Raw genomic sequence first — 26,334 nt, 5'->3', positions numbered from 1 at the left:
ATGTCATGACGCCAGCGCCGGTCTTGGAAATACGCAACGTCAGCAAGCGCTTCGGCGCGATCAAGGCGCTGACGGATGTAAATTTCAGTCTCGAGAGGGGTGAAGTGCATGCCCTCTGCGGCGAGAACGGTGCGGGCAAATCGACCTTGATGAACATAATCGCCGGTGTCCTGCAGCCAAACGAAGGAGACATCGTCGTCGACGGTGCGGTCGTTAAGATCGCTTCTCCGGCTTCTGCCCAGTCGCTGGGTATCGGTCTTGTGCATCAGGAAATCGCGCTTTGCCCGGATGCGACGGTTGCTGAAAACATGTTCATGGCGACGACCAACCGCCGCCGCACACCGTTTATGAATTTCGCCCGGCTGGAACGCGAGGCGCAGGTGGTGATGAACCGTCTTGCCCCGATCGACGTTCGCCAAAAGGTGGGAGAGCTGCCGATTGCAAGCCAGCAGTTGGTCGAGATCGCCAAGGCGTTGACACTCGACTGCCGCGTTCTCATCTTCGACGAGCCGACCGCGGCGCTGACGGAAGCGGAAGCGCAGGTGCTTTTCGGCATCGTCAACGATCTCAAGGCCCACGGCATATCGATCGTCTACATCAGCCACCGCATGGCGGAAATCTTCAATCTCTGCGACCGCGTCACCGTCTTTCGCGACGGACATTACGTCTCGACGGAAAAGGTCTGCGAAACAACGGCCGAGGATGTGGTGCGCCGTATGGTCGGCCGCGAAATCACGCAGCTCTATCCTGAAAAGCAGCCCGTGGCCGAGCGCCGTGGTGAAGCCATCCTATCCATTCGGAACCTTGGCGACGGCAAGCGCTTTCAGGACGTCAGCTTTGAACTTCGCAAGGGTGAAATTCTTGGTATCAGCGGCCTGATCGGTTCCGGCCGGACGGAGATTGCGGAGGGTATTTGCGCCTTGCGCCGGGCGGCGCAAGGCGAGGTACGGCTGCAGGGCAAGGTGCTGCGGGCGACATGCTATGCAGACGCGGTGCGAGAGGGGCTCGTTTACCTTTCCGAGGACCGCAAGGGGTCCGGCGTCTTCCTCAATCTGTCGATCGCCCAGAACATCGCAGCTCTCGACCTGAAATCGCTGACAGGACGGTTCGGCCTCTTGAACGCGAAGGCAGAGGCGGCGCTGGCAAGAGACCTGGCACGCGACCTTGGCGTTCGCATGGGCGGCATCGACATGCCGGTTTCATCACTTTCCGGCGGCAATCAGCAGAAGGTGGCGATCGCCAAGCAGTTGGCGGTCGATCCGAAAGTGATCCTCATGGATGAACCAACGCGCGGTATCGACGTCGGCGCCAAATCAGAAATTCATCGACTTCTGCGTGATCTTGCGCGTTCGGGGATAGGGATCCTCGTCATCACATCAGAGTTGCCGGAACTGCTCGGTCTCTGCGACCGGGCGATCGTCATTCGGGAAGGCACCGTCGCGGGCGAACTCGAAGGCGAGGCGATGACCGAGGAAGCCGTCATGAGGCTCGCATCCGGTATCGGCGCGAGACGATATATCAAATCGAAGGCATCAGAGCATGCCGTCTGAAGAAGAAGCAGGGATGGGAGAGCGGGCAATGACAGACTACGCATTGGGGGTGGCGAAGGAGCGCCCATCTTCCTGGAGAAGGCTCGCAACGATGCGCGAAGCGGGGTTGATCGCGATCATCCTGGCACTCTGCATGCTCATGAGTTTTGCTTCTCCGCACTTCCTGACGCTCGGCAATTTCAGAGCGATGCTGATGTCGTTCTCGGTAGAAGGCATCGTCGTTGTCGGCATGACGATCTTGCTTATCGTGGGCGGCATCGACCTATCGGTCGGCTCGGTCGTCTGCTTCTCTATGGTGCTGTCGGGATCACTTTTCCTCATGGGACTCGATCCATGGAGCGCGTCGTTGATCGGAATTCTCGCAAGCGCGCTGATCGGTTGCGTAATGGGCTTCTTCGTCACGGTGATCGGGCTCAACCACTTCATCACCTCGCTTGCGGCCATGGTCATCGTGCGTGGCGTCTGCCTGATCATCACCAAGGGAACGCCGCTTTCGCTGTTTACGTTGCCTCCATCGTTCAAGGCAGTCGGGCAGGGTACGCTCTACGGAGTTCCATACGTCATCCTGATCTTCGTCGCGATTGTCGCCATCTTCGACTTCCTGCTGAGACGTGCCACCGCCTTTCGGAAAGTGTTCTACACAGGCAGTAACGAGAAGGCGGCGCTCTATTCCGGGATCAAGACCAATCAGGTCAAGTTCTGGGTCACCGTTCTTTGCGCCACGTTGTCGGGTGTCGCCGGCGTCATCTATATGTCGCGCTTCGGTGCCGCGACCCCGACCTTCGGCGTCGGCATGGAGCTGAATATCATTGCCGCAGCGGTTATCGGTGGTGCCTCGCTCAGTGGTGGTTCCGGCACGATCCTTGGCGCCATCCTCGGCATTGCGCTCCTGTCGGTCGTCACAAGCTCGTTGATCCTGCTCGATGTCTCGGTCTACTGGCAAGACATGATCAAAGGCTGCATTCTGCTTGCCGCCGTCTCCATCGACCATTTCCTGCACAAGCGGAAGGCTGCCTGACATGCCGATTGCAAAACCAAAATCCGCAGCCGTGCCGCGTGAGGAAATCGTGATCGCGCGGCAAATGCATCAGGCTCTGGTGTTGCACTTCCTGGAAGGTCTGACGCAGGCGCAAATCGCCGACCGGCTCGGCATCTCGCATGCCACCGTCAATCGGCTGATCAAGCGCGGCCGCCAGCTCGGTCTTGTCGAGATCAAGATCAAATCCCCGGTCGAGCCGCTTGTCGATATGGAAGAACAACTTCTGGCACTTGGCGGCATCAGCCGAGCCATCGTTGTGCCGACCGTGTCCGATAATCTGCAAACAACGCTGCAGACGGTCGGCGAGGCCGCGGCTCGCCTGCTACTCGAACACATCGCGGACGGCGATACGATCTGCATCACCGGCGGCAAGGGTGTCAGCGCAGTTGTTGCCGGCCTTCAGGCGCCGCGTCGCTTCGACGTGGCGGTCATCCCGGCAACGGGCTGCGTCCAGGGCAAGCACTATACAGATGTGAATCACGTCTCGACGATGATGGCCGACCGCCTCGGCGGTCGTTCGTTCCAGATCCATGCACCTCTCTTTGCCGATAGTGCTGCAGAGCGCGACATGCTGATCAACATGCGTTCTGTTGCCGATGTTTTCAGGCGGGCGCGAGAGGCCAAGGTGGCGGTCGTCGGCATCGGCTCCATTCTCTCCGATGACTCCAGCTATTATGATCTGCATCCCTCGTCGAGCACGGACCGCGCAGCAATCGAGCGCTCCGGCGCCTCGTGTGAGCTACTTGCGCATCTGCTCGATGATCGGGGCAGTGTCTGTGACTACAGCCTCAACCGATCACTGGTCTCGCTGACCCTTCCGGAGTTTGCCTCGATCCCGACGAAGATTGGTGTGGCAAGCGGTCCGAACAAGGCAGGTCCGATCCTCAGCGTTATGCGCGGTCATCATCTCGATACGCTGGTCACCGACGAAGCGACCGGTGCTCGTGTTCTGGCGCTGGCAAACGGTGAAGGACAACGCGCATGAGCGAGCAGCAGTTGATACGCGATATCGGCAGGTCGGGCATCACCGCTTCGGCTGTCGGCCTTGGAACATGGGCAATCGGCGGCTGGATGTGGGGAGGCACGGATGAGGCGGAATCGATCGCCGCAGTCCAGGCTTCACTGGATGCCGGCGTCACGCTGATCGATACGGCGCCGGCATACGGCCTCGGCCGGTCAGAAGAGATCGTCGGCAAAGCGCTTGCAGGTCGCCGCGATAAGGCTGTTATCGCCACCAAATGCGGCCTCGTGTGGCATGCCGACAAGGGCAGACATTTCTTCGATCAGGATGGCAGGCCGGTTCACCGTTACCTTGGTCGCGATGCGATCTTCCACGAGGTCGAGGAGAGCTTAAGGCGCCTCGGCACTGACTATCTCGATCTCTATATCACCCATTGGCAGGATCCGACGACGCCGATCGAGGAAACGATGCGGGCGCTGGAAGACCTGAAGATATCGGGTAAGATCCGGGCGATCGGCGCCAGCAATGTCAGCGCCCCTGAGCTGGAGACCTATATTGCCACCGGCGGTCTCGATGCTATCCAGGAGCGCTTCAGCATGATCGATAGGGAGATTGAGAGCGATCTCCTGCCGTTGACCCGGGTGAATGGCGTGTCGACGCTGAGCTATTCTTCGCTGGCGCTCGGCCTTCTGTCCGGTGCTATCGGACCGGAGCGGATATTTTCCGGTGACGATCAGCGGCGGGACAATCCGCGCTTCTCCGTCTCGAACCGTAAAAAGGCCGTGGATTTTGCTTCCGCGATCCGGCCGGTTGCCGACAAGCACCAGGCCAGCATCGCACAGACAGTAATCGCCTGGACGCTTGCCCAGCCAGGTATCACCTTCGCGCTTTGCGGCGCCCGCAATAAAGCGCAGGCACTCGACAATGCCCGGGCCGGGACCATACGGCTGGATGTGGATGATCAATCAGCCATCAATGCAGCCATTTCAGCGAAACTGACTGCCATGGACAGGTAACGGATCGTCATCATGAATCGTGAAGAAACGTTGGACGGGCTTCGCCGGAGCCCGAAGGTGGACGTGTGTGTCATCGGCGGCGGCATCAACGGCATCAGCGTCTTCCGGGAACTGGCGCTGCAGGGGATCAATGTGCTCCTTGTCGAGAAGCACGACTACTGCTCCGGTGCAAGCGCTGCTCTCTCACGCATGGTGCACGGAGGCCTTCGCTATCTCGAGAACGGCGAGTTCAAGCTGGTTCAGGAATCCCTGGCCGAACGCGACCGTCTGTTGCGCAACGCTCCGCACTACGTCGCACCTCTGCCCACGACAGTTCCGATCTTCGACATCTTTTCCGGTCTCGGCAACGGTCTCGTCCGCTTCCTCGGTTTGACCCGGCGACCAAGCCGCCGCGGTGCTCTGGCGATCAAGGCGGGGCTCAGTATCTACGACTTTCTCACGCGCAAGCGGGCCATGATGCCGCCTCACCAGTTTCGCGGCCGGTACACAACGCTTGCGAAATGGCCGGCGCTCCATCCTCAGATCAGGAGTTCCGCAACCTACTATGATGCTTGGGTAAGCCACCCGGAGCGGCTCGGGATCGAACTGCTGGCCGACGGCCTTGCCGCCGGACGAGAGGCACGCGCACTAAACCATGCCGAGATCAGCAGGAGTGACACCGGCCAGCATGTCATCCGTGACGACATCGGCGGCTCTCTGGTCGCAATCGAACCAAAACTTATCATCAACGCAACCGGCGGATGGATCGACATTACCAACAGCACGCTTCTAAAGCCCGATGACCGTCCTGGGAACCTGATGGGGGGAACCAAGGGCTCGCATCTTATCATCGACAATGCTGCGCTCTACGACGCGCTGGCCGGTCACATGATCTATTATGAGAACGAGGACGGCCGGATCTGCATCCTGTTCCCCTATCTTGGAAAAGTGCTTGTCGGCTCCACCGATATCCGCGTTGAGAACCCGGAAGCGGTGCGTTGCGAGGCCGACGAGCGCGACTATATCCTGCAATCCCTTTCCTTCGTCCTGCCTGACGTCGTAATCCGGCCGGAAGAAATCTCCTATCAGTTTTCCGGCGTGCGGCCATTGCCGTCGAGCACCGACAGTTTTACCGGCCGGATCCCTCGCGACCACTTCTGCACAGTCGTTGAAGCTGCCGATGGCGGGCCTTCGGTTCTCTGCATGATCGGCGGCAAATGGACAACTTTTCGCTCGTTTGGCGAACTCGCCGCCGATCTCGCCCTTCAGCGACTGGGCAGGGAGCGCCGGATTTCGACGGCCGATAGGGCAATCGGAGGCGGGCGGCGATTTCCCCTCGATCGCGCAGCCTGGATTGCACAAACTTCGGCAGAAATAGGAATAACGGCGACGCGTATGGCAGCGCTCTTTTCCCGCTACGGCACCGAGGCGGAGGCGATTGCCAGCTTCATAGCCACTGGGCCTGATGAAGTCATGCCTCATCCCGACTATTCAACGCGTGAATTGCTTTTCCTCATCCGCAACGAAGCGGCCGAACGACTGGACGACGTGCTCCTCAGGCGCACGACGCTTGCCATAACAGGCAATCTTTCCCTGCAGATGATGGATGCGGTGCTTGATCTTCTCGCGGCCGAGAAGGCCTGGATACCGGCTCAACGCGCCGCGGAGCGCAGCCGTTTTCTCACGCTTTTACGCGAACGCCACGGCGTTGATGAAACCACTCTTTTCGAACGGAACGACCAAAGGAGCATGGAATGCGAACCAACAACAAAGTCCGGATGAACCGGCTGTTCGGCAGTGGGCGCTGCCTCGACGTGGCGATCGATCACGGTGTCTGCAACGAGCCGTCGTTTCTCACCGGTCTCGAAGATATGCAATCGGTGGTCAAGGTTCTCGTCGATGCAGCGCCCGACGCGATCCAGATGAATTTTGGCCAGGCCGATTTGCTGCAGAACGTTGCGGGAAAGGACAAGCCGGCACTGGTGATGCGCGTCGACATGGGCAACCCCTATAACAGCACACGCCACCGGCAGATGTGGGCCGTGCTGCAGAACGAGGCGGAGCCGTTGATCGGTGCCATCGAGATGGATGCGGCCTGTGTCGTCGTCAATCTGTTCATGCTGCCGGACGAGCCCGACCTCTTCCGTCAATGCGTCCAGAACATCGCCCGCATTCGTGCCGACTGCGATCGGTACGGCATGCCGCTGATGATTGAACCGCTGGTGATGCAGCCGATCGACAAGGCCGGTGGCTACATGGTCGATGGCGATGCCGACAAGATCGTGACCTTGACCCGGCTTGCTCGCGAGATGGGTGCAGACATCATCAAGGCGGATCCGACAACGAATGCCGATGATTTTCACAAAGTTGTGGAAGCGGCGCGCTGTCCGGTTCTGGTTCGCGGCGGCGGCAAGGAAGATCTTCGCGCCGTATTCAACAAGTCGGCCGCCCTGATGCGTCAGGGCGCCGTCGGAATGGTTTACGGGCGCAACATCTATCAGCACGCTAATCCAAGCGCGGTTGTCCGCGGATTGATGGCAGTCGTGCACGACGATGCTGGTGGGGAAGAAGCGTTTGCGCTCTATCAGAGCAGCGGAGAATGAAGATTGCTACTTTTGGAGGAGGAGCATGCCAAATTTTCTACTGGGGCTCGATGCCGGTAATACCGTCATCAAGGCGGTGATCTTCGATCGCGACGGCAACGAAATCGCCGCCGCATCGAAAGAGGCCCATAGCCACACGCCATTTCCCTGTTACGTTGAACGCGAGCTGGACGAACTGTGGACGAATGCCCGGCAGGTTATCCGCGCATGTATCGAACAGGCCCGGATCCAGCCGGGCGAGATTGCAGCGATAGGCTGCGCCGGGCATGGTAACGGCCTCTATGCGCTCGACCGCGAGGGCAATCCCCTGTTGGGCATCCAGTCGCTCGATACACGGGCGGCGGGTCTGGTCGAAGAATGGACGTCGGAAGGCGTCGGCGAACGCACCTTTCCGATCGCCGGGCAACGTCCGTGGCCATCCCAGACGCCGACGCTGCTTGCTTGGGTGAAACGTCACCGGAAGGAGCTGTTCGACCGTATCGGCACGGTCTTTTTCTCCAAGGATTTCGTCGTCAACCGTCTGACCGGCAGACGTGTTAGTGAGGTGTCCGACATGTCAGGCGCCGGGCTGCTCAATCTTGCCGCGCGTCGCTATGACAAGGGGCTGATGGAGGCTTATGGCCTTGGCGATTGTATGGGTCTTTTGCCGACGCTGATCGAAAGTGCCGACATTGCCGGCACCGTGACGGAAGAGGTGGCGAGAGAAACGGGTCTCGCCGCCGGCACGCCTGTGGTGGGCGGGTTGTTTGATGTTGTTGCCTCGGCGCTCGGATCGGGTGTCTCGCGAACCGGCAGCGTCTCGATTATCGCCGGCACCTGGAGCATCAATCAGGTCATCATCGACACGCCGCAGCTTACCGGCCCAGTCTTCATGTCCTCGACCTTTGACCGTGACCGTTACATGGCGATCGAGTCGAGCGCCACATCGGCTGTGAACCTCGAATGGCTGGTGCGAGAGTTCTTTTCGGATATTCCGGCGGGAAGGCGATCGCCGTTCGATCTTTGCGGCGAGCTTGCCGCCGCCATCGAACCTGCCAGCGATGACCCGCTCTATCACCCCTTCCTTTATGGCGCGCAGCAAAACGGTAATGCCCGCGCCGGCTTCTACGGTGTTGCCGGCTGGCATACGAAGGGTCATCTCGTCCGGTCTGTTCTGGAAGGTGTCGCTTTCGGTCACCGCCAGCACGTTGAGAAGATGCGGGAAGCGGGAGCCGTTTTCACCGAGGCTGTTCTCTCGGGCGGCGGATCACGAAGCATGCTGTGGCCGCAAATATTCGCCGATGTCTTGGGGCTACCGATGTCGATCGCGCGTTCGCGCGAGACCGGTGCTCTGGGTGCCGCAATCGCGGCCGGCACGGGTGCAGCTATATTCACGGATTTCGCGCACGGTGCTGCGTCTATGGTGCGCATGGAACGGAACTATCTTCCTGACCTCCTCATGCGGGATCACTACGCGCGGCGCTATGATCTCTACCGCGACATCGCGGAAGCATTAGCGCCGATCTGGCGGCGCCTGTCATCGACACTCCAACCCGCTGCGGGAGCGGACGCGTGACCAAATCATCGCCTGATGTGATCGCGGATGCCGGCGTTTATGACTTCATCATCGTTGGAGCGGGATCTGCCGGATGCGTTCTTGCGAACCGCCTCTCCGCAAATCCTGCAAACCGTGTCTTGCTGCTCGAAGCAGGCGGCAACGACCGGTATCACTGGGTTCATATCCCGATCGGATACCTCTTTTGCATGGGCAATCCGCGGACGGACTGGATGATGAGGACGGCGTCCGAGCCCGGCCTCAACGGCCGCTCGCTTCCCTATCCACGCGGCAAGCTGCTTGGCGGCTGTTCTTCCATCAACGGCATGATCTACATGCGCGGCCAAGCGGCCGACTATGACGGATGGCGTCAGGCGGGCAATGCCGGATGGGGCTGGGACGACGTGCTTCCGTACTTCCTCAAATCCGAAGATAACTACCGCGGGAGGTCTGAGATGCACGGTGCGGGCGGCGAATGGCGGGTGGAGCGCCAGCGCCTCTCATGGCCCGTTCTCGATGCGTTTCGAGATGCGGCCGAGGAACTCGGTATCCCGAAGACGGATGATTTCAACTGCGGGGACAACGAGGGTTCGGGCTATTTCGAAGTGAACCAACGCGGTGGGTTGCGCTGGAATACGACCAAGGCGTTTCTCCGCCCCGTAATGAAGCGACCCAACCTGCGGGTCTTGACGGGTGCCGAAACGGAAAAGCTTCAATTCGAGGGCCGGCGCGCCACTGGCGTCCGGTTTCGATCGAACGGCAAGATGCATGAAGCGCGCGCCCGCCGCGAGGTCATTCTTTCCGCCGGTGCTATTAATTCACCGAAGATACTGGAACTCTCCGGGATCGGCAGGCCTGACGTGCTGCAGGCGGCCGGCATTGACGTCACTCATTCGCTGAATGGCGTCGGCGAGAACCTGCAAGACCACCTTCAGATTCGCACGGTCTTCCGCATCGAAGGCGCAGAGACCTTGAACCAGCTCTATCACAACCTCTTTTCACGCGCCGGCATGGGCCTGGAATATGCACTTCGCCGCTCTGGTCCGCTTTCCATGGCGCCAAGCCAGCTGGGCATTTTTGCAAAGAGCGATCCGACCCTGGCCACAGCGGATCTCGAATACCATGTCCAGCCGCTCAGCACCGACAGGCTCGGTGAACCGCTGCACCGCTACCCGGCCGTCACGGTGTCGGTTTGCAACCTGCGCCCGGAAAGCAGAGGCACCGTGCATATCTCAGGGCCGGACGTAGGGGCGGCGCCGGAGATCAGGCCAAATTATCTCTCGACCGCTGGAGATCGCATCGTTGCCGCAAGATCGATACGCCATGCGCGCAGGCTGATGCAGACGATGGCGATATCGAGGTTTGCACCCAAGGAAATGCTACCGGGATTAGAGTTTCAAAGCGATGAGGAACTGATCCGAAGGGCAGGGGATATCGCAACGACCATTTTTCACCCCGTTGGAACGTGCCGGATGGGAGGCGATGACAATGCTGTCGTCGATCAGGAGCTGCGTGTACGTGGTGTCTTGGCGCTGAGGGTCGTTGATGCGTCCGTCATGCCCACCATTGTCTCAGGCAATACCAATTCGCCAGCTATCATGATCGCTGAGAAAGCGGCAGACATGATCGTCAGTTGAGAAAATGCGGTTCCAGATGAGGCGCGGATGCAGGAATCCTCCTGTAATCCTGCACACTTCATAAGATTGCCGTGCTGTCGGCCCCCAACCAATAAAATCGGCCAGAGACGGGCGTCGAACCACTTGTCTTAAACAATCCTGAGCCGGACAGATCGTAGCTCGCGACGACATAATTGTGGTGGCATTGTATGAGGTGCGTCACCGTTGTACCATAGTGCCCGACGGTTGCGCAAAGTGCTCGGTCTATAGCCGGAGCCAAAGTCCGGTCGCGCGCTTCAACCCGATGAATAAGTGGCCGCGGATCATGGAACTTATCGTTGCCCTTGGCCTGATTGTCTTCAAGGTCGCGTTTCTGATTGCGATCCTGCTGCTGCTGCCGTTGCCGCTAACCTGGCTGGAACGCAAGATCGCCGGGCACATCCAGCAGCGGATGGGGCCGATGCGTGTCGGGTGGCACGGACTGCTGCAGCCGGTGGCGGACGGAATTAAGCTCTTGACCAAAGAGGACCACATTCCGGCCGAAGCCGATCGCTTCCTGTTCAAACTGGCGCCAATTCTGGCGCTCGCCCCACCCTTTGTCGTGTTCGTCGCGATTCCCTTCGGCGAAAGCATCTCGGTCCTCGGCGCCGAGATCACGCTCTACGTCTCCAACATGAATGTGGCGTTACTCTTCGTCTTTGCGGTGATCGGGATCGAGGTCTATGGCGTCATTTTCGGTGGCTGGGCCGCCAACAGCAAATACGCGGTCCTCGGCAGCCTCAGGACCTGCGCGCAGATGATCAGCTACGAGATTCCGATGGGGTTCGCGGTGATCGGCGTGGTCATGTTGGCACAATCCATGAGCCTGCTCGACATCGTGCGGGCCCAAACCGATGTCTGGAACATCGTCTACCAACCGGTCGGCTTCTTCGTGTTCTTCGTCGCCGGATTGGCCGAAGCACAGCGTATTCCCTTCGATCTTTCGGAAGCGGAAGGCGATCTGGGGGCTGGCTTCCATACCGAATACAGCGGTATCCGCTTTGCGTTTTTCATGGTCAGCGAATATGCCATCGTGCTGTTGGTGTCGGTGCTGGTGGTGATCCTGTTTTTTGGCGGCTGGAACGGTGTCCTGATCCCCTTGCCACCACTTCTCTGGTTTGTGCTCAAGGTCGCATTCTTCGTCTACGTGTTTATCTGGTTCCGTTTCACTTTCCCCCGCTACCGCTACGACCAACTGATGGCGATCGGATGGAAAGTCTTGCTTCCTCTGTCGATGGCGAACATAATTATAACCGGTATACTTTTAGGGGCCATGGCGGCTCCGTAGCGAGGCGGCGATGTCGCGCGCGCAGGATAGAATTGGAACATGGATTGGTTGGGCGTTCTTCGCCGATCTGGCGAATGCGTTGGTTCTGACCTTCGGCTACCTGTTCTCCAGAACCGTAACCATGCAGTATCCGGACAAGGAAAAATGGCTACCCTACTCGCGCTATCGCGGGCATCACTTCCTGACGCGTGATGAAGCGGGCGAGATCAAGTGCGTGGCCTGTGAACTCTGCGCGCGGATCTGTCCCTGCGACTGTATCGAAGTCGTCCCCTACGAGGACGAGAAGGGCAACCGGCACCCGGCCAAATTCGAGATCGACACGGCTCGCTGCCTGTTCTGCGGGCTGTGCGAGGACGCCTGCCCAGCAGATGCAATCAAGCTTGGCCAGCAGTACGAATTTTCGAGTTTTTCCTCGCATGATTTGGTGATCGGGCGTGACGACCTGCTCGCCAAGCCGGGCAAGGCGGCAACCGGCGGCGGCGTGGTTGCCGCGCGCCTGAATACAATGAAGGACGTGCTCGTCGAGACGAAAGAGATGCAGGGCTACAACTGGTGGCGGAATATCCGGCGAACGTGAACGCGCGCCATCCGTCAAGCCGGAGCGCGCAGACAGGAGGCTCAGATGCTTGTCGGCGAAATCATGAAGAACAAAGGTGTCGGTGTCATAGCGGTCACTCCCGATCAGACGGTAGTGGAAGTCTTGAGGCTGTTTCGCGACAACAATATCGGCTTCGTCGTCGTCAGTCAGCCGAACGACGAATACCTGGGTTCGCTATCGGAGCGGGATTGCTGCAATGCGGTGGCGGAATACGGGGCCGAGGCGGCGATGATGCGGGTCGCGGATATCATGAACCGCAATGTGGCGACCTGTTCGACACGGGATTTGCTACCCGTCGCGATGGGGATCATGACTCAGCGGCGTACGCGTCATGTGCTGGTCCTGGATGGTGGCGACGTTGTCGGCGTGGTCAGTATCGGCGACGTGGTTAAACATAGGCTCGAGGAAGCGCAGCGCACAGAGCAGGATCTGCAGGATTACATCTGCGGGACCAGGTATCACTGACGTCGCCAGCCTGATGTGAAGACGCTGGGGCAGGGCAGCTTGCGGGAGGCGCGACGCCCCGACCCCAAATCTTCAGACTCCACGCCAGATCCGGCTCGCGCGGTCGACCTCAAGAGAGGCATGCACCTTCTGAACCTCCACCGGGCATGGGTATTCGCCCCGCCGCATCAGGCCGTTGAGACGCAAGGCTCTATAGTTTTCCGGAACGAAGACAAGGCCCTTGGGAAACCGCCTGTCGATCTTGAGCTGCGCCGTCAGTTCGCCCTGGGCGGAACGCACAATGACCTGATCGCCATCCGAAAGGCCAAGCTGTGCGGTATCCTGCGCGCTCATCACGACATAGGGATCATTGGCGACCGTGTTCAGGGTGTCCGACCGTTCTGAGAGGTATCCGTTGTGGAACAGGCAGTCGCCGGTGATCAGCATGAGCCGGTCGGCTGCTGCCGGGACGGGCGGCGGCGTAAAGAACCTTGCCACAGGTGGCGTCGGCACCGCCTTGGTAAATGCGCCGTCGGCGCCAAGCCCGTCCCGCGTCAGCCCCTGATAGGCTGGAACCAGCCGGGCAATCTCGTCGAAAATTTCGCCTTGCGTCGATGGCCGCAGTGCTTGGTTGCGAAGCGCTGCGACGAAGTCGAAGATCGCCAGATTGCTCCGCGCCTCGAAGGCGGGTTCGCGGAATTTGCGGACCGTCTGGGTCCGGCCCTCGTTGTTGGTGAACGTGCCGGTTTCCTCGCCGTAACCTGCCGCGGGCAGGACGACCTCGGCAAGGCCTGCCGTATCCGTGAGGAAGGCGTCCTGCACGATCAGGAGATCGGCGCCGCCAAGCGCCCGCGTCACGAAATCCCTGTCGGGATAGGCGATCAGGGGGTCGGTTCCGACGATATAGAGAGCGCCGATCCGTCCGCCGACGCAGAGCTCCAGAATGGCGTCGAGATCCGCACCGGGTTCAGACGGGATTTCGGCGCCCCAGTTCCGCGCAAGAGTTGTGCGCGCCACATCGTCGGTGACCGCCCGCAGCCCCGGCAGAGCCGCCGGCAGAACTCCCATGTCCCAGGCGCCCATCTGGTTGGCACGGTCGAAGAGGAACTGCATCGCCAGACCCTTGCCGAGCAGGCGCAGAACCTGCAGGAGGTTATTGATCTGCTGCAGCGTCGCGCGCGCTTCGGGTGATCTCAGGAGGTCGACGCTGACAAGCACGGTGACGCTGCGGCCTTCCTTGAGTGCCGTGGCCAGACGATCCGGCCCGTCAATGCCGGTTTCCGCCGCCGGCTTGCCGATTGTCGCGTCGATGCCCGCAAGAACGTCGGCAGGCAAAGCCTGACCAACGGCCGCTGCGAGACCGGTCACCACCGCCGCAAGGCTTGCCGCTTCTCCGCCCGGCAGCACGCGAACCACGACCTTGGCATCGGCATCCAGACGGGATGGCCGCGCCGAGAGCATGAGCAACCCGGTCTGCCGCCGCCGCACGCCGTCCCGCAGCAGGTATTCGGTGACCGGGTTCTCCTCGGTGACGTTGCCGCCGACGACGAGCACGCAGTCGTTGCCGATCACGTCGTCCAGCGGTGCGCGGCTGTTGAAGCCTGCCAGCAGCGGGCCGAGCGTATCGAAGGGCGTGGACCAGCGTGACGAGCAATCAATGTTGTTGGTCCGCAAAGCCGTACGCATCAGCTTCTGAAACTGATAGAGCATCTCGTTGGGGAGGCGAGGCGAGGCGAGGCCAGCGGCAGCCTTGCCCTCGACAGCCGACAGCCGCCTGCGCAGATAGTCCCCAGCCTCATCCCAGGAAACCGGAACGAGGGCGCCATCACGACGGATCATCGGCCGCTTGATCCGGTCCCGGCTCGCGACGAAATCGAGGCCGAAGCGTCCCCGAACGCAGAGCGTTTCGCGGTTAACTCCCTCGTCCCACTTCGAGCGCACCCGCATGAATTCGCCCTTACGTGTGCCCACCGTCAGCTGGCAACCGGTGCCGCAATGCGGGCAGACCGTGTCGGTCTCGGTGAGATCCCAGGGCCGTGCCTTGTAGCGATAGGGGAAGCTCATCAGCGCGCCGACCGGGCAGACCTCGACGCAATTGCCGCACTGGTCACAGCTCGCGAGACTGCCCTCGAAGCCGGTGACGGCGGTATCCATGCCTTTTTCGATGGTGCCGAGGGCGACCGCGCCGACAACCTCCTCACACATCCGGACACAGCGCTGGCACTGGATGCAGCGGTTGACGTTCATGATGATGACCGGGCTCAGACGGATGTCCTCGGAGTGGAACACACGTTTGTCATCGCGGAATCGGCTCTCGCGGGGGCCGTAGGCCATCACCATGTTCTGAAGCTCGCATTCGCCGCCCTTGTCGCAGATCGGACAGTCGAGGGGGTGGTTGGCGAGCAGCATATCGAGCATGGAAGAGCGCGTTTCCTCGATCAACGGCGTGTTCGTGCGCACTACCATGCCGTCGGTGACCGCAGTGGCGCAGGACGGCTGCAACCTTCTCAGCCCCTCGATCTCCACCAGGCACATGCGGCAGGAGGCCAGCGCCGGCAGACGCTTCAGATAGCAGAAGGTCGGGATATCGATGCCCAAACGCCGGGCGGCCTGCAGCACTGTCGAGCCAGCCTCAACTTCCAGCGTTTGTCCATCGATCGTAATGCTAACCATAGTTCCTCGCAGTCCTGTCGCGGCGCAGGCCTTTAGTGAAAGGGGCACCTGCGGTCCTCGATATGGGCAACGAACTCAGCGCGAAAATGCGCGAGTGCGGCCCGCAATCCCATCGCCGCGCCGTCGCCCAGAGCGCAGAACGTATTGCCGAAAATGCCTTTGCAGAGCATATCCAGCTGCTCCAGATCGCCGGTAGCACCTTCGCCGGCCTCGATCCGGCGCAGGACCTTCACAACCCAGTTCAATCCTTCCCGGCATGGCGTGCACTTGCCGCAGGACTCATGGTGGAAGAACTCGATGATCCGGGTGGCGACCTTGACCATGCAGGTCGAGTCGTCGATCACGATAACGCCAGCCGAACCGAGCATCGAGCCGGCGGCAGCCAGCGAGTCGAAATCCATCCTCACCTCCAGCCCGTGCTCCGGTATGACCGGGGCTGAGACCCCGCCCGGGATCACCGCCTTGATTCTGCGTCCCGGCAGCGCGCCGCCGGCGTGGTTCTCGACCAGTTCGCGCAGCTGTATGCCCATCGGCAACTCATAGAGGCCGGGTTTGCGCACCTGCCCACTGAGGCAGTAGAGCTTCGGGCCGGGGCTCTTGTCCGGGCCGATGCCCCGAAACCAGTCCGACCCCCGCATAATGATATGCGGCACGCAAGCGAGCGTCTCGACATTGTTGATCACTGTAGGGCTGGCGTAGAGCCCGGCCACGGCCGGAAATGGCGGCTTCAATCGCGGCTGCGCCCGCTTGCCCTCGAGCGACTCGAGCATCGCGGTTTCCTCGCCGCAGATATAGGCGCCGGCGCCGCAGTGGATGTGTACGGCGAAATTGAAATCCGAGCCCAGAACGCGCTTTCCGAGATAGCCCTTTGCGTGGGCCTCGGCGATCGCCTGCTGCAGACGACGGATCGCCGTTACATATTCTCCGCGAATGTAGACATAGGCGGTTTCGGCCCCAATCGCGTAGGCACTTACCGCCAGCCCCTCGATCAGTTGATGCGGGTCGCGCTCCATGATGATCCGGTCCTTGAACGTGCCCGGCTCGCCCTCATCGGCGTTGCAGCATAGATATGTCGGCTTGCCCGTGCGCTTCGGCACGAAACCCCATTTCATGCCTGTCGGGAATCCGGCACCGCCGCGACCGCGCAGGTTGGACCGTTTGACGAGGTCGATAACCTCATCAGGCGTGTACTCGCGCAGCGCCTTTTCCAGCGCCTGGTAGCCGCCGCCAGCCTCGTAGGTCGACACCAGGTGACCGTCCGCCACATCGATATTCTTGAGAAGAACCGGCCCGAACATGGCGCTACTCCCCCGGCAGCCGCGCAGAGGCGTGCTCGACGCTCGCGGCTCCCACGGTCGCCCGCAGGCTGTCCAACAGTGCGTTTATCCGCGCCACATCAAGATGGGCGTGGTAATCGTCGCCGACTTGCATCACCGGAGCCATCTCGCAGGCGCCGAGGCATTCGACGGTCGAAAGCGTGAACAGCCCGTCCGGGGTGGTGTCGCCTTTCCTGATCCCCAGCACCGTTTCCAGATGGTCTAGCAGGTCCTCCGATCCGCACAGCATGCAGGAAACATTGTCACAGAGCTGCAGGTGGAACATCCCCACCGGTTCGGTATGGAAGAGGGTGTAGAAAGTCGCCAACTCGTAGACCCAGATCCGCTCGACTCCGAGAATGTCGGCGACCTCTTCCAACACTGGCCCAGGCAGATGGCCATGTTCTTCCTGCGCGATCAGGAGCGCGGGCATGATCGCAGAGCGCTGGTCGGGATACCGCGCCGCCGCCTCTTCGATCTTTTCGCGCATGGTCATCGCATTCAAATCCTTGCTATTTGTCCACCTCCGCCATCACAGGGTCGAGGCTGCCGAGCACAGCGATCATGTCCGCCAGGTAGCGGGCGTTGGTGACCCCGAAGAGGGCCTGAAGATTGACGAACGAGGGTGCCCGCACCTTCATGCGGAACGGTTTTGGCGACCCGTCGCTGATGATGTAGAAGCCAAGCTCCCCCTTTGGGGCCTCGATCGCCGAATAGACCTCGCCCCTCGGCACCTTGAAGCCGTAGGCCGACAGGTCGAAATGCTGGATCAGCGCCTCCATCGAGCAGTGCACCCGATCCTTGTCCAGCGGGAAGGCGATTGTCGGCATGTCGATCTGGAACGGCCCCTCAGGCATCTGGTCGATGCATTGTTCGATGATACCTATGCTTTCGCGCATCTCGTCGACGCGGCATCGCCAGCGCGCATAGCAATCGCCCTCGTTACGGGTGATGACGTTGAAATCGAGCCGGTCGTAGATCTCGTAGGGCTCATCGCGCCGGATGTCCCAGTCGACACCGGAAGCACGCAGGTTCGGACCGCTGAGGCCGAGATCGACAGCATCCTCGGCGGAGATCACGCCGATCCCCTTCGTGCGATTGAGAAACACCCGGTTATCTTCGAGCAGTCGCTCATAGTCGCGGATCCGGTTCGGGAAGATGTCGCAAAACTCCCGGATCTTGGGGAAGAATCCGTCAGGCAGGTCCTCGCGTACCCCGCCGACCCGGCAGAAGGACGTGTGCATGCGCGCGCCGGTTATCATTTCCAGGAGATCCATGATCATTTCGCGCTCGCGCATGACGTAAAGCAGCGCGGTCATGGCGCCGAGATCCATCGGCAGCGCCCCCGTGATCAGGAGGTGACCGGAGATCCGTGCCAACTCGGCCATCATTACGCGGATATATTGCGCCCGGATCGGCGCTTCTATGCCGAGGAGTTTTTCCACCGCCAGCGCGAAGGCGAGGTTGTTGGAGGGCGGACAGAGATAGTCGAGCCGATCCGTCAGCGGGAAAATCTGGGTATAGGTGAAGCTCTCCGCCAGTTTCTCGGTGCCGCGATGGAGATAGCCGATATGCGGATCGACGCGCTCGACGAACTCGCCGTCCAGTTCGAGGACGAGCCGAAGAACCCCATGGGTGCTGGGGTGCTGCGGACCGAGGTTGAGAAGCACTTCCCTGGTATTGAGCGCTTCACCCTCAGGCCTGCTGAGCTCGGTGACTTCGGTCATCTCAACGTTCCGGCGTAGAACGGCCTCCCTTACGGAATGTCCCTGGTGGCAAGGTCGGGCTGTGTTGGCGGCGGACCTTCGGCACCGAAGGGGTTCAACTTGTCCTTATAACCCCTTAAGGGGAAATCCTTGCGCTGGGGAAAGCCCTCGAAGCCTTCCCACATGTAGATCCGGCGCAGATCGGGATGCCCCTCGAACCGGATGCCATACATGTCCCAGGCCTCACGCTCATGCCAGTTGGCGGTGCGCCAGACCCCCGTGACCGAAGGCACTTCAGGAGGATCGCCAAGCCGGCACTTGATGCGGACCCGCCACCTGTTGGGCAGCGAATAAAGATGGTAGACCGCCTCGAACCGCGGCGTTTCGGGATAATGATCGACCCCGCAAATGTCCGAGAGGAAATTGAATTGCAGCGCCGGATGCTCTTTCAGGAACCGGCAGAACTCGACGATCCTCTCGGGCGGAACGGCAAAGGCGTCGATACCGTGCGCAGTGCCGAGGTCCTCGATTGTTTCTCCGAAGCGCTCCATGATCGGAGCGCGATTGAGGGACGGCTCCGCACTCATGACGCTATAACCCGATCCAGAGGTGTGCCCGCGAGCGCCCGGGACCTCTTGATCTTTTCTTGAAGCAGGAGGAAGCCGTGCATCAGCGCCTCGGGCCGGGGCGGACAGCCAGGCACATGCACATCGACGGGCACGAAGGTTTCCGACCCCTGCACCACGGCATAGGTGTTGTAGACCCCGCCCGAAATAGCGCAGGTGCCCATGGCGATCACCCAGCGCGGTTCCGGCATCTGGTCATAGAGCCGCCGCACGACCGGCGCGAATTTCCGGGTCACGGTGCCGGCGATGATCATGACGTCGGATTGTCTCGGCGAAGGACGGAACACCACGCCGAACCGGTCGAGATCGTAGCGGGCGCAACCGGCCGAGATCATCTCGATGGCGCAGCAGGCAATGCCGAAGGTCTCCGGCCACAGCGCCGATCTCCGGCTCCAACTGATGATGTTGTCGGCCGTGGTGAACAGCACGCTGTCGCGGATCGCGTTGTTTACGCCTCCCATTCCAGCGCTCCTTTCAGCCAGGCGTAGGCGAAGCCCACGAGAAGCAGCAATATGAAGATGAACATCTCGATATAGCCGACCAGCCCGATCTCTTTCAGGACGACGGCCCAGGGGAAGAGGAACATCGCTTCGACATCGAAAACGACCAGCAGGATCGCGAGGATAAAGAACGGCACCCTGAAGCGGCCCGCCGCTGCCTCGCCCGCTGCGTCCATGCCGCATTCATAGGGCATGTTCTTGGCGGGATAGGGATTGGATGGGCGCAGCAGCGAGGAAACGAACAACGTCACCCCCGTCACCAGAACGACTCCGGCGATCATGAAAAGAACCGGCAAGAATTCCATTGCAGTCATATCACTGCACCGGTTGCCCACCGACCTCATTCCGAACCGGCAAATCGGTTACGCGCGCTGCGCGACTTGGGCAATCCTTCCTCTGTCTTTAAGTCTATTCCGTCGGTGTGATCATTGCAAATCCAATCGCTCACCCGCCAAAGACCGAATCTTGGGCAAGCTTCAGAAACCACGACGGAAATAGGCCGATGCCGATGGTGCCGGCGGCGGTGACGGCCAGCGCGGCGCGCACCAAGGGCGTCAGCGCTGGGGCAAACGCCCTCTTCGGCTCGCGCATGTAGATCACCATGACGATGCGGATATAGAAATAGGCGGCGACGGCGCTGAGCAGCACGGCGATGACCGCCAGCATGACGAAACCATGCTCGACGAGGGCGACCAGCACGTAGAACTTGGCGAAGAACCCGGCCGTCGGCGGAATGCCGGCCAGCGAGAAGAGATAGAGCAGCATCAGAAGCGCCAGCCCCGGATGTGACTTGGCGAAACCCGCATAGTCTTCGATGACCTCGCCCGAGAAATCGCCATTCCGCATCATGATGACGGCGCCGAAAATGCCGAGATTCATGAAGGCGTAGATCAGCAGATAGAGCATCACGCTGGCGACCCCATCGGCGCCTCCGGCGGCCACGCCGAAAATGGCGAAGCCGGCATGGGCGATGCTGGAATAGGCCAGAAGCCGCTTGAAATTATCCTGGACCAGCGCCACGAAGCTGCCGAGCGCCATCGTCACCACCGCAATGACGGCGACGATGATCCAGACGTTTGAGGCTGCGACCAGAGGGTTGAGGAACACCCGCAGGATCACCGCGAACCCCGCCGCCTTGGGGCCTGTCGACATGAAGGCGGTGATCGTCGTCGGCGCGCCTTCATAGACGTCCGGCAGCCACATATGAAAGGGAACCGCGCCGACCTTGAAGACCAGCCCCGCGACGATGAAGACCACCGCCAGCAACAATCCGGGATCGAGCGGATCGCCGGTCACAGCCGCAGCCATCCCGTCCAGTTGTGTTGTGCCGGTGAGCCCGTAGACCAGCGAAACGCCGTAGAGGAAAATTCCGGTCGAGACCGCGCCAAGGATTACGTATTTCAGTGCCGCTTCGTTCGACCGCCGCTCACGCCGCAGGAAGCCGGTCAGCACATAGGTGCAAATCACCATCAGTTCGAGGCCCACATAGATCGACAGGAGATCGGTCGCCGAGGCCATGATCATCATGCCCGAAAGTGCGAAGAGCAGCAGGACATAGTATTCGCTGCTCCCGATCCCTTCGATATCGGCATATTTTCGCGAAAGGAGGAATGTCAGAAGGGTGGCTAGGTAGAAAACGAACTTGAAGAACACCGCGAAGCGGTCGGCGATGAACATGCCCGCGTAGGCCGGCCGAACCTCGCTCGCCAGCATGAGTGTCGCCAAGGCGGCAATCAACACGATCGCGACCGACGCCCAGACAAGGAAATGTTCCTGTCCCTTTCGTACAAACTGTCCCAGGATCAACAGGATGCAGGCGCCGGTGATCACCACGATCTCGGGCAGGCTCGCCAGGGCCGACTGGAAAAGCGTGGTGGCGGTCATTGGCCGCTCCCCCTACTGTGCACGTGTGTCAGCAGATGCTTCACCGAGGCATCGATGATGTTGAGAAAGGGTTTCGGATAGAGCCCGACCCAGAGTACGAAGACGGCCAGCGGCAGGATCGCAGCCATTTCACGGGCGTTCACGTCGCGTATCGTCAGACGGGCGCCGACGCTGGCCGGGCCAAGCGCGACTTTCCCATACATGCCGAGCAGATAGGCAGCCCCCAGCAATGCGCCCAAAACGGCAGCCGAGCCGGCGACCAGGTTGGCCGCAAACCCGCCTGACAGCACCAGCAACTCGCCCACGAACGAATTCGTTCCCGGCAGCGCCATCGACGACAGGGTAAACAGTGCCAGAAACGTCGTGTAGACCGGCGCCACCTTCATCAATCCGCCATAGTCGGCGATGCTGCGGGTATGGGTCCGCTCGTAAATCAGCCCGACGAACAGGAACAGGGCGCCTGTCGTCACGCCATGATTGAACATCTGCAGGATGCCGCCCTCGAGCCCGCGGAGGTTCAGCGCAAAAATCCCCAGCGTCACGAAGCCCATATGGCTGATGCTGGAATAGGCCACCAGCTTCTTCAGATCGTCCTGCGCCAGCGCGAGCAACCCGCCATAGACGATCGCAAGCCCCGAAAGCGCCAGCATCAGCGTCGAATAATACATCGATGCCTCTGGCAGCATCGGCAGCGAGAACCGCAGGAATCCGTAGGCGCCCATCTTCAGGAGCACGCCGGCGAGGATGATGCTGCCCGCCGTCGGCGCTTGCACATGGGCGTCCGGCAGCCAGGTATGGACCGGCACCATCGGCACCTTGACCGCAAACGCGATCAGGAAGGCGAAGAACAGCCAGGACTGGATCCGGAACGGCAAATCCTGCTCTGTCAAGGCGAGGATATCGAAGGTTCTGCCACCGTAGAAATAGAGCACGATGACACCGATCAGGAACAGGAGGCTGCCCGCCAGCGTGTAGAGGAAAAACTTGATCGCCGCATAGACCCGGCCCTCGCCGCCCCAGACGCCGATGATGAGGTACATCGGGATCAGCATCGCCTCCCAAAAGACGTAGAAGAGGAACAGATCGAGCGCGCAGAAGACCCCGAGCATCAGCGCCTGCATGGAGAGCAGGCAGATCATGAATTCCTTCACCTTGCGGTCGATCGCGACCCAGGAGGCGAGCACGCAGATCGACCCCAACAGTGCGGTCAGGAACACGAAGAGCGCGCTGATTCCGTCGATGCCAAGCGCATAATTGATCCCGAGCGCAGGCACCCACGGGCGCGTCTCGGTGAACTGCATGGCATGGGTCGTGGTGTCGAAGCCGACCAGCATGGCGATGCATAGAGCAAGGTCGAGGACGGTGAAAGAGAGCGCAGTCCACCGCGCCGCATCGTCACCGCGCAGGAACATCAGAACTGCGGCCCCGGCGACGGGTGTGAATATGATGAAGCTGAGCAAGGGGAAGCCCATGGCACCCCCTACCGCCACGCCACGACGAAGACGACGATGGCTGCGATCAGACCGACGACCATCGCCAGCACGTAATGGGTCACGACGCCCGTCTGGAGCCGCCTGAGCCGCCCACCGCCGTGCAGGATCGAGTGGGCAATGCCATTCACGACGGCATCCACGCCGGCAAGATCGAGCCGGAGGCCTGCCCGCGCCGCGCCGTGCAGCAAGGGCAGCGCCGCGGTCTCGGAGACATTGCTCACCGCCTGCTCATAGAGCGCCAGCGGCTTTTCGGCGAGCCACATGAAGGCCCGCGCACCCTTGCGATAAAACCAGTCGGTGTCGAGGCTGATCGTGTTCTCGGGATCGAGCGCCCAGAGGAACAGCACGAACCCCAGGGCGGTGAACATCAGCAGCCCGAGGCTCTCCATGACGTGCAGGCCCGTATAGGGTTCGAAATCCACCGGATAGGGCAGAAGCGCATAGAGCGGCTGGGGGAACACCCCGATCGCAATGCAGAGCACCGCCGCCATGCCCATGGCAATCAGCATGTTGCGCGGCGGCTCCCGCGCCTCCAGTTTCCGGTCCGTCCCGAAGAACATGTAATAGGGAAGCTTGAGGCCGGTGTGCAGGAACGTCCCGGACGATGCCATGGTCAGCGCCAGCACCACCAGCGCGCGGTGATCCGCTCCCGCGGCCGCTATCACCATCGATTTGGTGACGAAACCCGAGAAGAACGGGAAGGCCGAGATCGCGAAGGCGCCGACCATGTAAAGCGCCACGGTCAGCGGCATGGTCTTGTAAAGCCCTCCGAGCTCGGTGAGCTTGCGTCGGCCGGTGACGTAGATGACTGCCCCGGCACCCATGAACAGCAGCGCCTTGTAGAGGATATGCGCGAAGGCGTGGCTGGCGGCTCCGTTCACCGCCATCTCGGTCCCGATGCCGATACCCGCGATCATATAGCCTACCTGGCTGACGATGTGATAGGCGAGAAGCCGCCGGCAATCGTTCTCCAGCACCGCGTAGATGACGCCGTAGAGCGCCATGATGGTGCCGAGCCAGACCAGGAGCTCGGTCCCCGGAAACGCCCGCGCCAGCACATAGACGGCGGTCTTGGTGGTAAACGCGCTCATGAACACCGCCCCGGTGACGGTCGCCTCCGGATAGGCATCGGTCAGCCAGGCATTGAGCGGCGGCACGGCCGCGTTGAGGATGAAGCCGGCAAGGATCAGGTAGTCGCCGACCCCCATTTCCCCGTTGGTGAGGCCTGCGATCGGGCCGAAAAGCAGTGAACCGGTGGCGAGCCCGTGGGAAATGATGCCGCCGAGCAGGACGACGCCGCCGGTGATATGGACCATGAGGTAGCGGAACCCGGCCCGGATCGCCGGCCCGCCACGCTGCGCGAAGACCAGATAGGCGGAAGCGAATGCCATGCCCTCCCAGAACAGGTAGAGGGTCAGGTAGTCGCCGGCAAACACCACGCCAAGCGCGCTGCCGACATAGACGAATGCCGCCACGTGCTGGCCGGCATCCGTCAGGTGCAGCGCGTAGACCATGCCGATCAGCGCCATGATGGTGAAAACGGTGGCGAAGACGATGCTGAGCTTGTCCACCTTCGCGATCAGGATCTCCTGCCCGATGAACCGCGCTTCGCCATAGCTGCCCGGCTCCATCGCAAGCACGGCAAGGATCGCCAGCGCAGGGATCAGAAGCAGATAGGCCTTGCGGACCGACCCGCTGAGGAATCGGATCGGCAGGGCGCCAAGAATAAAGAGCAGAGCCGGATGGATGAAGTCAGTCATAATAGTCCTCGCGCCGCATCAGCCCGACCCGATGGCCGAGAAACTTGGAAACGAAGATAAGCAGGACGCAGGAGACGAAGCCGTAGACGGCGGACCAGCCCGGCAGGCTGTCCCACAGATATTCGGCGTGTTCGCGCAAGACCAGAAAGTCGGCGACGACGATCAGGACGAGCACGAGGTAGAACAGTCGGCGGCGCGGCCTCGCATATTGCTCGTCACCAAAGAAGTCGACGACACGCTTGATCATCGGATCACTCCGTCTGCCAGGGTGAGAAAATAGCCCGGGAAAACGCCCATCAGCACCGACAGGATCGCCGTCGCGACCAGCGGAATCGTGACCAATGGAATTTCACGGACCGTCGTCTGGCTCTCCTGCCTCTCCGCCTGGAAGAAGGCGGCATAGCTGACCGGCAGGAAATAGGCAGCGTTCAGGACCGAGCTCACCAGGATGACGACCAGGAACGCGGTCTCTCCCGCCGCCACGGCGCCCTCCGCCAGATACCACTTGCTGACGAAGCCCGCGGTTGGCGGCACGCCAATCATGCTGAGCGAGGCAACGAAAAATGCCCCCATCGTCCAGGGCAGCTTGCGGCCGATACCAGCCATGTCGCTGATGTTACGCTTGCCCGACGCACAATAAATCGAGCCGGCGCAGAAAAAGAGCGTGATCTTGGAGAATGCGTGCGCCGCGATGTGGATGATCCCGCCGACCATCGCGACCGGCGACAACAGAACCGCGCCCAGCACGATGTAGGAGAGCTGGCTGACCGTCGAATAGGCGAGCCTGGCCTTCAGGTCGTCCCGCGTCAGGGCGTAAACCGACGCCATCAGGATCGTGAACGAAACCAGATAGGCCGTGGCGATGCCGAGGCCCAGCCCGCCCACCAGCCCCGTGCCGAAGACATGGAACACCACCCGCAGCACGCAGAACACGCCCATCTTGACCACCGCCACTGCATGCAAAAGCGCGCTGACCGGCGTCGGCGCGACCATCGCGGCGGGCAGCCAGGCGTGCATCGGCATCACAGCGGCCTTGGCGAAGCCGAAAAGATAGCAGAAATAGACGACCGTCAGCAGTGCCGCCGAGGCATTGCTCCCCGCCAGCAGCCCCCCCGCGACAAAGTCGAGCGACCCCGCAATATGGTAGGTCAGCGCCAGTGCGGCGAGCAGCGCGCTTTTCGAGGCGCCCATCAGATAGACGAGGTACTTGCGGCTGCCTCTCCATCCCTCCTCGTCCTCGTGGTGGTAGACGAGCGGATAGGTAACGAGGCTGAGCACTTCGTAGAAGATCACCAGCGTAAACAGATTGGCGGCGAAGGCACCCCCGGCGGCGGCCGCAAGACTGCTGGCGAAGCAGGCGAAGAACCGGGTCTGCGCATGCTCGTTCAAATGACGCATGTAGCCGATGGAATAGATCGCCGCCACGATCCACAGCAGCGACGAGACGGTGGCAAACACCATGCCGAGCGCATCGACCCGGAAAGCAAAGTCGATCCCCGGCAGAATCTCGAACAGGCGCAATTCGACCGTCCCGCCCGCCAGCACCGTGGGCGCCATCGACACGACAATCGCGAACATGGCGATCGCGGCCGACGGCGAGACCAGATCGCGAAGTCTCTCACGGTTATTCAAAAGGAGAACTGCAAGGGCTGCCAGACCGGCGACGGTGATGGCAAGCAACGGCCGGATCGATACAACCGGGTCCAAAG

At 61.1% G+C, this 26,334-nt stretch carries 23 protein-coding genes; 11 read left to right on the top strand and 12 right to left on the bottom strand.

Going from position 1 to position 26,334, the window contains the following annotated elements; all coding sequences use genetic code 11:
- Positions 1–5: 5 nt before the first annotated feature.
- From H4W29_RS24950 to H4W29_RS24900, 11 genes are all read left to right on the top strand, one after another.
- Entirely contained in the window at positions 6–1,550 is a 1,545-nt protein-coding gene (locus H4W29_RS24950; protein ID WP_192731531.1) for a sugar ABC transporter ATP-binding protein, read from the top strand.
- A 28-nt stretch (positions 1,551–1,578) separates the two neighbouring features.
- On the top strand, positions 1,579–2,568 hold the full coding sequence (locus H4W29_RS24945) for an ABC transporter permease (protein WP_192731530.1): 990 nt from the start codon (positions 1,579–1,581) through the stop codon (positions 2,566–2,568).
- A gap of 1 nt (position 2,569) precedes the next feature.
- Positions 2,570–3,574, top strand: a complete 1,005-nt coding sequence (locus tag H4W29_RS24940; protein ID WP_192731529.1) for a sugar-binding transcriptional regulator — start codon at positions 2,570–2,572, stop codon at positions 3,572–3,574.
- Positions 3,571–4,566, top strand: coding sequence for an aldo/keto reductase (locus tag H4W29_RS24935; protein WP_192731528.1), 996 nt, complete (start codon positions 3,571–3,573; stop codon positions 4,564–4,566). Before H4W29_RS24940 ends, H4W29_RS24935 begins: the two co-directional genes overlap by 4 nt.
- A 12-nt stretch (positions 4,567–4,578) precedes the next feature.
- Positions 4,579–6,327: a glycerol-3-phosphate dehydrogenase/oxidase gene (locus tag H4W29_RS24930; RefSeq protein WP_192731527.1), complete on the top strand. Its 1,749-nt coding sequence runs from the start codon at positions 4,579–4,581 to the stop codon at positions 6,325–6,327.
- Positions 6,300–7,148 (top strand): class I fructose-bisphosphate aldolase, encoded by an 849-nt coding sequence (locus H4W29_RS24925; RefSeq protein ID WP_246517449.1) that lies wholly within the window; start codon positions 6,300–6,302, stop codon positions 7,146–7,148. The genes H4W29_RS24930 and H4W29_RS24925 overlap by 28 nt, the downstream gene beginning before the upstream one ends.
- 25 nt (positions 7,149–7,173) lie before the next feature.
- Positions 7,174–8,703: an FGGY-family carbohydrate kinase gene (locus tag H4W29_RS24920; RefSeq protein WP_192731526.1), complete on the top strand. Its 1,530-nt coding sequence runs from the start codon at positions 7,174–7,176 to the stop codon at positions 8,701–8,703.
- The gene (locus H4W29_RS24915; RefSeq protein ID WP_192731525.1) at positions 8,700–10,319 is read left to right on the top strand and encodes a GMC family oxidoreductase; all 1,620 of its coding nucleotides are present in this window, start codon (positions 8,700–8,702) and stop codon (positions 10,317–10,319) included. The genes H4W29_RS24920 and H4W29_RS24915 overlap by 4 nt, the downstream gene beginning before the upstream one ends.
- Positions 10,320–10,623: 304 nt before the next feature.
- Positions 10,624–11,625 (top strand): NADH-quinone oxidoreductase subunit NuoH, encoded by a 1,002-nt coding sequence (nuoH, locus tag H4W29_RS24910; RefSeq protein WP_192731524.1) that lies wholly within the window; start codon positions 10,624–10,626, stop codon positions 11,623–11,625.
- Positions 11,626–11,635: 10 nt separating this feature from the next.
- Complete coding sequence (locus tag H4W29_RS24905; protein ID WP_192731523.1) at positions 11,636–12,202, top strand: NADH-quinone oxidoreductase subunit I; 567 nt, start codon at positions 11,636–11,638, stop codon at positions 12,200–12,202.
- A 45-nt stretch (positions 12,203–12,247) separates the two neighbouring features.
- Positions 12,248–12,688, top strand: a complete 441-nt coding sequence (locus tag H4W29_RS24900; RefSeq protein WP_192731522.1) for a CBS domain-containing protein — start codon at positions 12,248–12,250, stop codon at positions 12,686–12,688.
- 72 nt (positions 12,689–12,760) lie between these two features.
- Here the strand turns inward: H4W29_RS24900 and nuoG are convergent, their stop codons facing one another.
- The 12 genes from nuoG to H4W29_RS24840 form a co-directional block, all read right to left on the bottom strand.
- On the bottom strand, positions 12,761–15,340 hold the full coding sequence (nuoG, locus tag H4W29_RS24895; protein ID WP_192731521.1) for an NADH-quinone oxidoreductase subunit NuoG: 2,580 nt from the start codon (positions 15,338–15,340) through the stop codon (positions 12,761–12,763).
- Between the two features lie 32 nt (positions 15,341–15,372).
- The gene (gene nuoF / locus H4W29_RS24890) at positions 15,373–16,638 is read right to left on the bottom strand and encodes an NADH-quinone oxidoreductase subunit NuoF (RefSeq protein ID WP_192731520.1); all 1,266 of its coding nucleotides are present in this window, start codon (positions 16,636–16,638) and stop codon (positions 15,373–15,375) included.
- 4 nt (positions 16,639–16,642) lie between these two features.
- Positions 16,643–17,152 carry an NADH-quinone oxidoreductase subunit NuoE gene (gene nuoE / locus H4W29_RS24885; protein WP_192731519.1) on the bottom strand — a complete coding sequence of 170 codons (510 nt, stop codon included), beginning with the start codon at positions 17,150–17,152 and terminating at the stop codon, positions 16,643–16,645.
- Between the two features lie 16 nt (positions 17,153–17,168).
- Positions 17,169–18,383 carry an NADH dehydrogenase (quinone) subunit D gene (nuoD, locus tag H4W29_RS24880; RefSeq protein ID WP_192731518.1) on the bottom strand — a complete coding sequence of 405 codons (1,215 nt, stop codon included), beginning with the start codon at positions 18,381–18,383 and terminating at the stop codon, positions 17,169–17,171.
- 29 nt (positions 18,384–18,412) lie between these two features.
- Positions 18,413–18,949 carry an NADH-quinone oxidoreductase subunit C gene (locus H4W29_RS24875; RefSeq protein WP_192731517.1) on the bottom strand — a complete coding sequence of 179 codons (537 nt, stop codon included), beginning with the start codon at positions 18,947–18,949 and terminating at the stop codon, positions 18,413–18,415.
- On the bottom strand, positions 18,946–19,449 hold the full coding sequence (locus H4W29_RS24870) for a NuoB/complex I 20 kDa subunit family protein (protein WP_192731516.1): 504 nt from the start codon (positions 19,447–19,449) through the stop codon (positions 18,946–18,948). The genes H4W29_RS24875 and H4W29_RS24870 overlap by 4 nt, the downstream gene beginning before the upstream one ends.
- On the bottom strand, positions 19,437–19,802 hold the full coding sequence (locus H4W29_RS24865) for an NADH-quinone oxidoreductase subunit A (RefSeq protein ID WP_192731515.1): 366 nt from the start codon (positions 19,800–19,802) through the stop codon (positions 19,437–19,439). Before H4W29_RS24865 ends, H4W29_RS24870 begins: the two co-directional genes overlap by 13 nt.
- A 130-nt stretch (positions 19,803–19,932) precedes the next feature.
- Positions 19,933–21,372: an NADH-quinone oxidoreductase subunit N gene (locus tag H4W29_RS24860; RefSeq protein ID WP_192731514.1), complete on the bottom strand. Its 1,440-nt coding sequence runs from the start codon at positions 21,370–21,372 to the stop codon at positions 19,933–19,935.
- Positions 21,369–22,844: an NADH-quinone oxidoreductase subunit M gene (locus tag H4W29_RS24855; RefSeq protein WP_192731513.1), complete on the bottom strand. Its 1,476-nt coding sequence runs from the start codon at positions 22,842–22,844 to the stop codon at positions 21,369–21,371. Before H4W29_RS24855 ends, H4W29_RS24860 begins: the two co-directional genes overlap by 4 nt.
- A gap of 8 nt (positions 22,845–22,852) precedes the next feature.
- Positions 22,853–24,625 carry a Na(+)/H(+) antiporter subunit D gene (locus H4W29_RS24850; RefSeq protein WP_192731512.1) on the bottom strand — a complete coding sequence of 591 codons (1,773 nt, stop codon included), beginning with the start codon at positions 24,623–24,625 and terminating at the stop codon, positions 22,853–22,855.
- Positions 24,618–24,872, bottom strand: a complete 255-nt coding sequence (locus H4W29_RS24845; protein ID WP_097615607.1) for a hypothetical protein — start codon at positions 24,870–24,872, stop codon at positions 24,618–24,620. The genes H4W29_RS24850 and H4W29_RS24845 overlap by 8 nt, the downstream gene beginning before the upstream one ends.
- A complete protein-coding gene (locus H4W29_RS24840) occupies positions 24,869–26,332 on the bottom strand; it encodes a monovalent cation/H+ antiporter subunit D family protein (protein ID WP_192731511.1) in 1,464 nt (487 codons plus the stop codon). Before H4W29_RS24840 ends, H4W29_RS24845 begins: the two co-directional genes overlap by 4 nt.
- Positions 26,333–26,334: the final 2 nt, after the last annotated feature.

The sequence above is a fragment of the Rhizobium viscosum genome, assembly GCF_014873945.1.
GTDB lineage: Bacteria > Pseudomonadota > Alphaproteobacteria > Rhizobiales > Rhizobiaceae > Rhizobium > Rhizobium viscosum.
Note: the sequence above shows the minus strand (reverse complement) of the source record. Positions and strands in the feature narration are given on the sequence as shown.

Excerpts from the sequence above, each read along its gene's own strand:
- H4W29_RS24950 (WP_192731531.1), top strand. The coding sequence starts at position 6 with ATGACGCCAGCGCCGGTCTTGGAAATACGCAACGTCAGCAAGCGCTTC.
- H4W29_RS24945 (WP_192731530.1), top strand. The coding sequence starts at position 1,579 with ATGACAGACTACGCATTGGGGGTGGCGAAGGAGCGCCCATCTTCCTGG.
- H4W29_RS24940 (WP_192731529.1), top strand. The coding sequence starts at position 2,570 with ATGCCGATTGCAAAACCAAAATCCGCAGCCGTGCCGCGTGAGGAAATC.
- H4W29_RS24935 (WP_192731528.1), top strand. The coding sequence starts at position 3,571 with ATGAGCGAGCAGCAGTTGATACGCGATATCGGCAGGTCGGGCATCACC.
- H4W29_RS24930 (WP_192731527.1), top strand. The coding sequence starts at position 4,579 with ATGAATCGTGAAGAAACGTTGGACGGGCTTCGCCGGAGCCCGAAGGTG.
- H4W29_RS24925 (WP_246517449.1), top strand. The coding sequence starts at position 6,300 with ATGCGAACCAACAACAAAGTCCGGATGAACCGGCTGTTCGGCAGTGGG.
- H4W29_RS24920 (WP_192731526.1), top strand. The coding sequence starts at position 7,174 with ATGCCAAATTTTCTACTGGGGCTCGATGCCGGTAATACCGTCATCAAG.
- nuoH (WP_192731524.1), top strand. The coding sequence starts at position 10,624 with ATGGAACTTATCGTTGCCCTTGGCCTGATTGTCTTCAAGGTCGCGTTT.
- H4W29_RS24905 (WP_192731523.1), top strand. The coding sequence starts at position 11,636 with ATGTCGCGCGCGCAGGATAGAATTGGAACATGGATTGGTTGGGCGTTC.
- H4W29_RS24900 (WP_192731522.1), top strand. The coding sequence starts at position 12,248 with ATGCTTGTCGGCGAAATCATGAAGAACAAAGGTGTCGGTGTCATAGCG.
- nuoG (WP_192731521.1), bottom strand. The coding sequence starts at position 15,340 with ATGGTTAGCATTACGATCGATGGACAAACGCTGGAAGTTGAGGCTGGC.
- nuoF (WP_192731520.1), bottom strand. The coding sequence starts at position 16,638 with ATGTTCGGGCCGGTTCTTCTCAAGAATATCGATGTGGCGGACGGTCAC.
- nuoE (WP_192731519.1), bottom strand. The coding sequence starts at position 17,152 with ATGACCATGCGCGAAAAGATCGAAGAGGCGGCGGCGCGGTATCCCGAC.
- nuoD (WP_192731518.1), bottom strand. The coding sequence starts at position 18,383 with ATGACCGAAGTCACCGAGCTCAGCAGGCCTGAGGGTGAAGCGCTCAAT.
- H4W29_RS24875 (WP_192731517.1), bottom strand. The coding sequence starts at position 18,949 with ATGAGTGCGGAGCCGTCCCTCAATCGCGCTCCGATCATGGAGCGCTTC.
- H4W29_RS24870 (WP_192731516.1), bottom strand. The coding sequence starts at position 19,449 with ATGGGAGGCGTAAACAACGCGATCCGCGACAGCGTGCTGTTCACCACG.
- H4W29_RS24865 (WP_192731515.1), bottom strand. The coding sequence starts at position 19,802 with ATGACTGCAATGGAATTCTTGCCGGTTCTTTTCATGATCGCCGGAGTC.
- H4W29_RS24860 (WP_192731514.1), bottom strand. The coding sequence starts at position 21,372 with ATGACCGCCACCACGCTTTTCCAGTCGGCCCTGGCGAGCCTGCCCGAG.
- H4W29_RS24855 (WP_192731513.1), bottom strand. The coding sequence starts at position 22,844 with ATGGGCTTCCCCTTGCTCAGCTTCATCATATTCACACCCGTCGCCGGG.
- H4W29_RS24850 (WP_192731512.1), bottom strand. The coding sequence starts at position 24,625 with ATGACTGACTTCATCCATCCGGCTCTGCTCTTTATTCTTGGCGCCCTG.
- H4W29_RS24845 (WP_097615607.1), bottom strand. The coding sequence starts at position 24,872 with ATGATCAAGCGTGTCGTCGACTTCTTTGGTGACGAGCAATATGCGAGG.